The sequence below is a fragment of the Nostocoides japonicum T1-X7 genome (assembly GCF_001046855.1).
Classification (GTDB): Bacteria; Actinomycetota; Actinomycetes; order Actinomycetales; family Dermatophilaceae; genus Nostocoides; species Nostocoides japonicum.
The window spans coordinates 3,176,229-3,186,463 of sequence record NZ_HF570958.1; the positions used below are offsets into that span (position 1 = coordinate 3,176,229).

A 10,235-nucleotide genomic window follows, 5' to 3' on the forward strand; every position below is an offset into this window, starting at 1 on the left:
GGTATGACGAGACCGCCGGAGCGTCCGTGCGCACCTCGACCCAGCGGGCCTCCTTCGAGTCGAGGTATGACGAGACCGCCGGAGCGTCCGTGCGCACCTCGACCCAGCGCGGCCTGCTTCGAGTCGAGGTATGACGACACCGCCGGAACCTCGCAGCGCGTAGGGCCGCTGAGGCTCAGACCGAGCGGTCGGCGAGCGGCTCCGCCGCGGGATGTGGTGACGCACCCTCGCGGGACCGGCGCAGTCCGGGGGTGAGCGAGAGGGTCGTCGCGAGGGAGAGGACGGCGAAGACTCCCATCGTGAGCCCGACCCCGGCGGTGCCCCGGCCGACCCACTGGGCGACGGCGCCGGCGCCGACGGCGCCGATCGACTGGCCGACCATCATCCCCGTCTGCGCGAGCCCGAACGCCTGGCCGCGGTGCGTCGGGTCGGTGAGCCGGACGATCCGCTCCTGCAACGGCAGCGAGGCGCTGTAGCCCACCGAGGCGAGGAAGCCCAGGAGCGAGGCCCAGAAGGGTGCCGGCACGAGGAAGAACCCGAGGTAGGGGATCGCGAGGAGCAGCCGCAGCGGCTCGACGAGGCGGTCCCGACGGGGTGGCGGCACGAACCGCCCCATGAGGAGGTCGCCGAGCAGCATGCCGGCTGCCGCGGCGGCGAAGAGCAGACCGGCGCGGGCGTGGGCATACGGGACGAAGAGCGCCTCGCAGCCGACGATGAGGCCGTTCGGCACCCACATCGTGAGGAGGACGGGGCGCAGCGTGCGCGACCCGAGGAGGACGCGGTTGACCGCCCGGGTGCGCGCGACGACCTTTCCGGAGGCCCGAGGAGGATGGTCGGCGAGGCCGAAGCGGGCGAGCAGGGCCGCCGCGAAGGCGGCCGTCGAGGAGATCCAGAACAGGCCGGTCGGCGCGACGTGGAGGAGGAGCAGGGCGCCGACGCCGTTCCCGATGACCTGGATGCCGCCGACGAGCATGTTCATCGTCGACCGGGCGAGGACGAAGCCGTCGGGAGGGACGATGTCGGCGAGCAGGGCGATGACCGTGCCCGACGTCGCGGCGACGACGACGTACCCGGCGGCGAGGAGGGCGAACCGCCAGCCCCAGGCCAGGCCGGGGATGAGCTGGCCGAGGTCGGTGACGCCGGCCGTCGCCGTGACCGCGACGATGGCGGTGCGGGGTCGCAGGAGGTCGGAGGAGGCGAGGAGGAAGCTGCTCGTCGCGAGCGTGACGAGGGGCCCGCCGAACATCGCGAGGGCGGTGAGCACCGGCGACCCGGTCGCGTCGAACATGACGACCCCGAGCCCGAGTCCGCCGAGGACGACGCTGGCCATCGTCGCGACCCGGACGGCGAACAGCCGCCGGAACTCGGCGATCGCGAACAGCTGACGGTAGGTCCTCACGGTCGTCCACTGTGCGGGTAGCCTGAGCGACGCGGCAAATGCTTCGGGAGGAGACGAAACATGGGATCGTGGGTCGTGCCGGCCGAGGTGCTCGCCCGGGCCCGCTTCGCCATCTCGCCGATGGCCGAGGTCGTCGGCGCGCTCGGCCACCTCTCGCGCAGCGGACCACCCGTCGACCGGGCCTTCGTCGCGACCCATGGCGCGGCATTCCGGGCGATGCTCGACGCCCACCCCGGTCGGGCCGCCGTCGTCACGGCGCACTGGCGACCGCACTGGCTCGCCGACTTCCTCGGCATACCGCCTCCGAGCACCGAGCCGACCTTCGAGGAGGAGCTGGACCAGATCGCGGCCCTCGGAGACCGCCGGATCCGGGCCGACCTGCGCGAGACCGTCGGCCCCGACCTGCCGCGCATCCTCACCCGGCCCGGGGTGACCGAGCACACGACGGGACTGCTCGACTGGGTCTGGACCCACACGCTCGCGAGCGACTGGCCGCGGCGGCAGCGGGTCCTCCACGCCGACATCGTGGCCCGTGGTGCGCGGCTCGCCGGACACGGCTGGGCGGGTGTCCTCAAGGACCTCGGCCAGGGCCGGTCGTGGGTCGGGGAGGGCGGCCAGCTCCGCATCAACCGCTTCGACAACCCGACCCGGACCCTCCCGGAGACCGCCGTCCTCTCCTGCGTCCCGGTCCACTGGAACGCGAGCTGGGTGGGATGGGACCTGCCCGAGCGGTATGCCCTGTACTACCCCGTGCAGGGCAGCCTCGCCGCCGTGGGCGGTGCCGCCCCCCACGGGCTCGACCGGCTCGTCGGGGCCAACCGGGCCGCGGTCCTGCGGGCCCTCGACGCCCCGGCCAGCACGAGTGCCCTCGCCGCCCGGCTCGGCCTGCCCCTCGGGTCCGCGGGCGGTCACCTCAAGGTGCTCCTCGACACCGAGCTCGTCCTGCGCCGCCGATCCGGCCGGGAGGTGCTCTACTGGCGCACCGCGCTCGGCGACGCCCTCGTCGCCGCCGGCACCGGCTCGTGAGCGGTGCGAGGGGCCCCGATCGAGGGCAGATGGCCGGGTGGGGTGGTGCACAGGCCCGATCGGGTGGCAGATGGCCAGGTGGGGTGGTGCACAGGCCCCGATCGGGTGGCAGACGGCCGGGTGGGGTGGTGCACACCAGGTGACAGACCGCGGCGTCGGTCACTGACGAATGTCATGGGTAGGTCGTGACGACGGACAGAGGGTCGTCGGCAGCGCCGGCCGCACCCTGGATGGCATGAACACAGCAGAGATCGACTCCAGCAGCACGCCACAGCGGGCCGCATCGACCGGCTCCGCACCCGTGGCGCTCGAACTGACCGGCGTGACGAAGACCTTCGGGAGAGTCGAGGCCGTCCGCGGCATCGACCTGACGATCCGGCAGGGAGAGATCGTCGCCTTCCTCGGCCCGAACGGCGCCGGCAAGACGACGACGATCGACATGGTCCTCGGGCTCTCGGAGCCGACGAGCGGGACGGCTCGCGTCTTCGGCCTCGAGCCGCACCACGCGATCCGGCGCGGCCTCGTGAGCGCCGTCATGCAGACCGGCGGCCTCGTCAAGGACCTCACCGTGCGGGAGACCGTCGAGCTCACCGCCTCGCTCTTCCCGACGGCCCGGGCCGTCCCCGAGGTCATCCGGACCGCCGGCATCGAGGAGATCGCGGACCGGATGGTCGGCAAGTGCTCCGGCGGGGAGCAGCAGCGGCTCCGCTTCGCGATGGCGCTCGTGTCCGACCCGGAGCTGCTCATCCTCGACGAGCCGACGACCGGCATGGACGTCAACACCCGCCGCGCCTTCTGGGCCAGCATCCGCGCCGACGCCGAGCAGGGCCGCACCGTCATCTTCGCGACGCACTACCTGGAGGAGGCGGACGCGTATGCCGACCGCATCGTCCTCGTCCGTCGCGGCCAGATCGTCGCCGACGGCAGCGCGGCGGAGGTCCGGGCCCTCGGCGCCGGGCGGACCGTCCGGGTGACGTGGCCCAATGCCGAGGTCGAGCAGCTGCGGACCGTCGACGGCGTCGAGGGCATCGACGTCCGCGGTGAGCAGGTCCTCGTCCACGCGAAGGACAGCGACGCCGTGGCGCGGTACCTCCTCACGCGCACCCCCGCATACGACCTGGAGATCGAGGCCCGCGGCCTCGAGGACGCGTTCGTCGCGCTCACGAGCGACGACGACCTGATGACCGAGAGCGAGAAGTGACTATGAGCACCGCCACCATCGACCTGACCCACCGGCCCCCGGCCAAGGGTGGTGGGTTCAACACCACCCTGCTGCGGCTGGAGATCCGGCGACTGCTGCGGAACAAGCGGACGATGCTGTTCACCGTCCTGCTCCCCGTCGCCTTCTACCTCATCTTCGGCCAGACGATCAAGCCGTCCGACCAGTCCCTCGGGCCCGGGACGCACGGCAACGTCAGCGCCTTCATCATGATCAGCATGGCGCTCTACGGCGCCTGTCTCGCGACGACGAGCGGTGGCTCGACGGTCTCGGTCGAGCGGGCCCAGGGGTGGAGCCGGCAGCTGCGACTCACGCCGCTGTCACCGCTCGCCTACGTCGTGACGAAGGCCCTCACGGCGATGACGCTCGGGCTCATGTCGGTCATCGCGGTCTACATCATCGGGGCCGTCACCGGCAAGGCGGACATGCCGCTGTGGGCGTGGATCGCCACGGCCGCCACGGTGTGGGTCGGATCGCTCATGTTCGCCGTCTACGGCCTGTTCATGGGCTACCTGCTGCCGACCGAGAACGTCATGCAGCTGCTGTCCTTCACGCTCGTCATCTTCGCCTTCGCCGGCGGTCTGTTCCTCGACCTCAGCCAGACGGCACACTGGTACCAGACGCTCGCCAAGTTCACTCCGATGTGGGGGCTCAACGAATTGGTTCACGTGCCGATCACCGGCGGCTTCCAGTGGCTGTCCCTGGTGAACGCCCTCGTCTGGCTCGGCCTCTTCACCGCCGGCGCCGTGTGGCGCTTCCGCAAGGACACCGCCAGGGTGTGACGGCGTGAGCGGCACGGACGGGTGGCTCCCCAGGCGGTGGGCTGAGACAGTGGAGGGTATGAAGGACAGCGAGACGCCCCGGTGGACCATCCGGGGCGTCGCGCTGCCCGAATGGCCCTACACGGCAATCTTCTTCACCTCCATCTGGCTCGTCTACCTCCTGGACCCGATCAAGGCCGCCTGGGAGCTGCGACACACGACGGCAGGGGTCGTCGGCATCGTCACGACGGTGGCCTTCGCCGTCGTCTACATGTGGCACTTCATGGTCTCCCGCCGTTTCGCGTGGGGTGTCGACCCCGGTCAACCGGTCGACGGAGGCAGCTCGGTCCGGCGCTATCTGCGGTATGCCCTGCTCGCGGCCCTCGCCCTCTCCTCGACTCTCGCGGTCGGCCAGGAGGGGACGACGACCTGGGTGTTCGTCGCGGTGGCGGGACTGTGGACCTTCGGGTTCATCGTCGGCGTCGCGGTGTCGGCCGCGATCGCCGTCGCCTACGAGATCTGCATCTACCACGTTCCAGGCTGGCACCGGGACAACGGAGTGAGCCTCGCCATCGCCCTCGCGGTCCTCGCGGTCGGCGGCGGGATGCTCGCCGCCCGACGACAGCGCGACCTCGCCGCCGCCCGGCGCGAGAACGCCTGGCTCCTCGTCCAGGAGGAGCGCAACCGGATGGCACGGGACCTGCACGACATCCTCGGCCACTCGCTCACCGTCATCACCGTCAAGGCGGAGCTGGCCGGGCGGCTCGTCGAGGTGGCACCCGAGCGCGCCAAGGTCGAGATCGAGTCGCTGGAGACCCTCGCCCGTGAGGCGCTCGCCGACGTGCGGGGAGCCGTCGAGGGGTTCCGCGAGATCTCGCTCGCCGGTGAGCTGGCCCGGGCCAGGGAGGCGCTCGGGGCCGCCGGCATCGAGGCGCGGCTGCCCCGGAGCGTCGACGAGATCCCGGCCGACGTGCGGGAGCTGTATGCCTGGGCCATCCGCGAGGGGGTGACGAACGTCATCCGCCACAGCAACGCCCGACAGTGCAGCGTGACGATGAGCGACCGCGAGCTGTCCATCGTCGACGACGGTCCGGGGGAGGCGACGACCGGGGCGGGCAACGGGCTGCGGGGGCTCCGGGAGCGTGCCAGTGCCGTCGGCGCGGTCCTGGAGACGACGGGTGGACCGGACGGGTTCCGGGTCCGCATCGTCGTGCCCTCCGTCGAGGCCATTCCCAGCGGATCCGCCGCCGGTGACTCCGCCAGGGCCGCAGGCTCCGCCGCGGCCGGCGACTCCCTGGCGGGTGGCGCCACCACGGCGGGAGGCCGGGCCTACGGGGCTCCCGTCGAGGTCCAGCGGTGAGCGAGATCAAGGTCGTCCTCGTCGACGACCAGGCGCTCGTCCGGGGCGCCCTCGCCGCCCTCCTCGACCTCGAGCCCGACCTCACGGTCGTCGGCGAGGCGGGTAGCGGCGACGAGGTCCTCGAGCTCGTCGGGCGCACCGACCCCGACGTCGTCCTCATGGACGTCGACATGCCGGGGATGGACGGCATCGAGGCGACCGGCCTCGTCCGGGCGAAGTATCCCCAGACGCAGGTCCTCATCGTCACGACGTTCGGCCGGCCGGGGTACCTGCGCAAGGCGATGCTCGCCGGCGCGTCCGGGTTCGTCGTCAAGGACACCCCGGCGCGGCAGCTGGCCGACGCCGTCCGACGGGTCCATGCCGGGCTGCGGGTCGTCGACCCCGCCCTGGCGGCGGACTCGCTCGTCGCCGGCGAGTCGCCGCTGACGGCCCGTGAGACCGAGGTGCTGCGAGCGGCCGCCCGGGGCGGGACGAACGCCGACATCGCCCGTCTCGTCCACCTGTCCGAGGGCACGGTCCGCAACCATCTCAGCTCGGCCATCGGGAAGACGACGGCGCGCAACCGAGCGGACGCGGTCCGCATCGCGCAGGAGAGCGGCTGGCTCTAGAGGACGAGGTCCGGCAGGGCCGGACTCGTGGAGATCGACGACGAGGTGGTCGTATGCGGACCGAGCCGGATCCCGAGCTCGTGGCCTACGCCTCGGCGCGACAGCACTGGCTCGTGGAGATCGCATACCTCGTCTGCGGCGATCGCCGACTCGCCGACGACGCGGCCGTCACCGCGCTCGTCGCCCTCACCCGGAGATGGCGCAGGGAGCGGGCCGACCCGGACCCCCACCTCAGGGCAGCCGTCTACCACGACGCCATGACCATCGCCCGGCGGCGGCTGCGCGAGAGCCCGGCCGCTCCGGAGGTGGTGGCCCCGGCCGGCCCGGCAGGCGTGGAGGCGCCCGGCCTCGCGGGTCACGCGGGCTCCGGCATCGACCGGTCGAGCTCGATCGCGGAGGCGTTCGACCTGCTGAGCCCGCGTCGGCGCGCCCTGCTCGTCCTCCTCCTCCACGAGGACCGCTCGCCGGCTGACGCCGCCCGGGTCCTCGGCGTCAGCGACTCCACCCTCCGGCGGGAGCGGTCGGCCGCGCTTGCCGCGCTGCCACCGGTCGTCGGCGAGGCGGATGTCGCCGACCTCCTCGACGAGCGGGCGGCGCAGGTCCAGGACGTCGACGTCGTCGAGCGGGTGTGGGCCACTCGCGAGGAGGTCGGCTCGAGCCGCCGTCGCCGCGGTATCGCCCTCGGCACGGCCGCGGCCGTCCTGCTCGTCGGGGCGGCCGGCGTCGCGTGGGCGGCCCGGGGGGAGCGGCAGGCCGAGCCCGGGCCGACCCCTCCGGTGACGGTGAGCCGGCCGTGGACCCAGGGCGCGGACTTCCGGGTCGACGGTGGCACGCTCCTGGTCGGACCGGGCCCGACCAACGTCGGGGACCTGCCCCAGCTCGCCCTCTCGATGCCGGACAGTCTCGGCGTCGCCTGGAACGTGCCGACCCTGGGTGACGTCGTGCGCGCGGCCGGCGCCGACGCGCCGCGGCTCCATGTCGTCGCCGCCATGCTGCGGACGGTCGGCGATGGCAGCTCCGAGCCACTCCTTCTCGTCCGGGACTCCGCGACCCTCTTCGAGCAGTACGCCGTCGTCGACGTCGTCCTCACCGGTCTCGGCTCGGACCTCGGGTCCCCCGTCTCGCCGATCGGGGCGCGGTCGATCGATCCCACGGGCACCCACGTGCTCTTCGTGCAGCCCGGCGATCTCGTCGTCCTCGACGCGGCGACGGGGCGGACCCGGCGGCTGGCCGTGCCGGTCGGCCCGGGGGATCCGCCGCTCGTCGGAGGCGGCTTCACCGACTCGGGCCGGATCGTCGCGTGGTCCCACAGCGCGGCCTGGTCCCTCGGTCTCGACGGCCACGACGTCCGTGCGATGCCTGCGGGGGCGACCGCCGACGCCGTGCGGCTGCTCCTCGAGGACGGCGAGCCGTCGGTCACGACGGCCGAACCGGCGGGACGGATCGCCTCGACGCGCCGGGTGCGGATGCCCATGAGCTATCCGTGGGGGGACTCGGTCGCGACGCCGGCGTGGGTCGCGACCGGGGCCTTCGTGGACCCGAAGGGCATCCCCAAGCCCGCGGGGTCCTTCGTCAACGGACTGTTCGCGGCATCCCTCGTCCCCGAGGGGACCCAGCGGAGTCTCGTCATGGACGACTGGGACAGCGGCGTCGTCAAGGGCGGCCTGCGGGTGTGCGGCTGGACCGACGACACGATCCTGTTCCAATACTCCGCGGCCTCCCACACGTGGGTCCTCGCGTGGGACCTCAACCGCAACCGGCTGTCGCGCGTGAGCATCGTCGACCCGTCGATGACGGGTGTCGGCTCAGCGAGCCAGGTCGTCGCCCTCTGGTTCCAGCATCCCCTCCCGGGGTGATCCCCGCGTGCGTCCCCCTTCCCGGGTCATGGGGTGGCACCGGTCGCGACCGGTCGCGAGGGGTCCGCGACCCACTCGCTCCACGACCCGACGTAGACGGCGGCCTCGACCCCGGCCTCGTGCAGCGCGAGGGCCGTGTGCGCCGCGGTGACCCCCGAGCCGCACGAGGTGCCGACCAGGGTTCCCGGCTCGACGCCGAGCCCCGCGAAGTACTCCCGCAGCGCCTCGGACGGCCGCAACCGGCCGTCCGGCTCGAGCTGCCGGGCCATCGGGGCGTTGACCGCGCCCGGGATATGACCGGCGACCGGGTCGAGCGGCTCGACCTCGCCGGCATACCGCTCCGGCGCACGGGAGTCCAGGAGGATGCCGTCGCGCACCACGGCGGGGACGTCGTCCGCGATGAGGACCGGCATACCGCCGGGGACCACGACGAGCGCGGACGGGGTGACGTCGGGGACCTCCGTCGTCACCGGGAGGCCCGCGTCGACCCACGCGGCGAGTCCGCCGTCGAGGACGCGGACGTCGGGCACGCTGGCCCACCGCAGCACCCACCAGGCCCGGGCCGCCGCGAGGGAGGTCCGCTGGTCGTAGACGACGACGCGCGACGTCGACCCGACCCCCACGCGGCGCAGCGCGGCCTCGAGGACGGCGGGGTCCGGCAGCGGGTGCCGGCCCCGGTCGCCGGGCGGGCCCGCGAGGTCGGCGTCGAGGTCGACGAACCGGGCGCCGGGGAGGTGAGCGGCTACATACAGGTCGCGCCCGGGCTCCCCGACGAGGGTGAACTGGACATCGAGGACGACGACGTCCCCGAGCGTCTCGGCGAGCTCGTCGACGGGGATGAGAGCACTCACCCGAGGCAGTCAAGCAGATGCCGGTCGTCCAGGGCGTCAGCGGCCGACCGGGGCGTCAGCGGCCGACCGGGGCGTCAGCGGCCGCGATGCGACAATGGGCCCATCATGTCGACGACCCTGGCGCCCGTGCGGCCACCTCTTCGGATCGGCCGGCACACGATCACCTCGCCCGTCGTCCTCGCGCCGATGGCCGGCATCACCAACCGGGCCTTCCGTCGGCTGTGCCGCCAGTACGGCGACGAGGGGCTGGCCGCCGGCGGGGCGAGCGGTGCGACCTCGCTCTACGTGTCGGAGATGATCACGTCCCGGGCCCTCGTCGAGCGGTCCGCAGAGACGATGCGACTCGTCGAGCACGACCCCGACGAGAGCCCCCGGTCCATCCAGCTCTACGGGGTCGACCCCGGCACGGTCGCCGCGGCCGTCCGCATCCTCGTCACCGAGGACCGCGCCGACCACATCGACCTCAACTTCGGCTGCCCCGTCCCGAAGGTCACCCGCAAGGGCGGGGGAGCGGCGCTGCCGTGGAAGCGCGACCTGTTCCGGTCCATCGTCGCCTCCGCGGTCCGGGAGGCGAGCCCGTATGCCGTGCCGGTCACCGTGAAGATGCGGAAGGGCATCGACGCGGGGCACCTCACCTTCGTCGAGGCCGGGCTGGCCGCGCAGGAGGAGGGCGCCGCCGCCGTCACCCTCCATGGGCGGACGGCGGCCCAGGCCTACTCCGGCGAGGCGGACTGGGCGGCGATCCGCGTGCTCAAGGAGGCGGTGACCGAGATCCCCGTCCTCGGGAACGGTGACATCTGGTCGGCCGACGACGCCCTCGAGATGGTGCAGCGCACTGGCTGCGACGGTGTTGTCGTCGGGCGGGGGTGCCTCGGCCGACCCTGGCTGTTCACCGACCTCGCGGCCGCCTTCGCCGGCACCCGAGCCCGGGTCCGGCCCTCGCTCGGCGAGGTCCGCGCGACGCTGCGCCGGCACGCGGAGTATCTCGTCGAGTTCCACGACGACGAGCTCAAGGGCTGCCGGGACATCCGCAAGCACATCGCGTGGTACCTCAAGGGATTCCCCGCCGGGTCGACGGTGCGCAGCGAGCTCGCCCTCGTCGACTCGCTCGCCGCCCTCGACCGACTTCTCGACCGGCTCGACCCGCACGAGCCG

The 10,235-nt window shown here is 73.1% G+C and carries 9 protein-coding genes; 7 read left to right on the forward strand and 2 right to left on the reverse strand.

Annotation, left to right across the window (positions count from 1 at the left end):
- Positions 1-175: 175 nt before the first annotated feature.
- Positions 176-1,399, reverse strand: a complete 1,224-nt coding sequence (locus BN12_RS14330) for an MFS transporter (protein WP_048553473.1) — start codon at positions 1,397-1,399, stop codon at positions 176-178.
- Between the two features lie 60 nt (positions 1,400-1,459).
- Between BN12_RS14330 and BN12_RS14335 the strand changes: the two genes are divergently transcribed.
- The 6 genes from BN12_RS14335 to BN12_RS14360 all read left to right on the forward strand — a co-directional run bounded on the left by BN12_RS14335 (position 1,460) and on the right by BN12_RS14360 (position 8,229).
- On the forward strand, positions 1,460-2,425 hold the full coding sequence (locus tag BN12_RS14335; RefSeq protein ID WP_048553474.1) for a winged helix-turn-helix domain-containing protein: 966 nt from the start codon (positions 1,460-1,462) through the stop codon (positions 2,423-2,425).
- A gap of 235 nt (positions 2,426-2,660) precedes the next feature.
- The gene (locus BN12_RS14340) at positions 2,661-3,626 is read left to right on the forward strand and encodes an ABC transporter ATP-binding protein (protein WP_048553476.1); all 966 of its coding nucleotides are present in this window, start codon (positions 2,661-2,663) and stop codon (positions 3,624-3,626) included.
- Positions 3,627-3,628: 2 nt separating this feature from the next.
- Positions 3,629-4,426 (forward strand): ABC transporter permease, encoded by a 798-nt coding sequence (locus tag BN12_RS14345; protein ID WP_048553478.1) that lies wholly within the window; start codon positions 3,629-3,631, stop codon positions 4,424-4,426.
- A 58-nt stretch (positions 4,427-4,484) separates the two neighbouring features.
- Complete coding sequence (locus BN12_RS23440; protein WP_053080043.1) at positions 4,485-5,765, forward strand: sensor histidine kinase; 1,281 nt, start codon at positions 4,485-4,487, stop codon at positions 5,763-5,765.
- On the forward strand, positions 5,762-6,373 hold the full coding sequence (locus tag BN12_RS14355; RefSeq protein ID WP_048553479.1) for a response regulator transcription factor: 612 nt from the start codon (positions 5,762-5,764) through the stop codon (positions 6,371-6,373). Before BN12_RS23440 ends, BN12_RS14355 begins: the two co-directional genes overlap by 4 nt.
- 53 nt (positions 6,374-6,426) lie before the next feature.
- A complete protein-coding gene (locus tag BN12_RS14360; protein ID WP_048553480.1) occupies positions 6,427-8,229 on the forward strand; it encodes a sigma-70 RNA polymerase sigma factor region 4 domain-containing protein in 1,803 nt (600 codons plus the stop codon).
- A 26-nt stretch (positions 8,230-8,255) separates the two neighbouring features.
- Here BN12_RS14360 and BN12_RS26195 read toward each other — a convergent pair whose 3' ends face one another.
- Complete coding sequence (locus tag BN12_RS26195; RefSeq protein WP_048553483.1) at positions 8,256-9,080, reverse strand: sulfurtransferase; 825 nt, start codon at positions 9,078-9,080, stop codon at positions 8,256-8,258.
- 105 nt (positions 9,081-9,185) lie between these two features.
- Here BN12_RS26195 and dusB point away from each other — a divergent pair.
- Positions 9,186-10,235 (forward strand): tRNA dihydrouridine synthase DusB (dusB, locus tag BN12_RS26200; protein ID WP_157635721.1); only part of this gene is annotated, 1,050 nt, incomplete at its 3' end.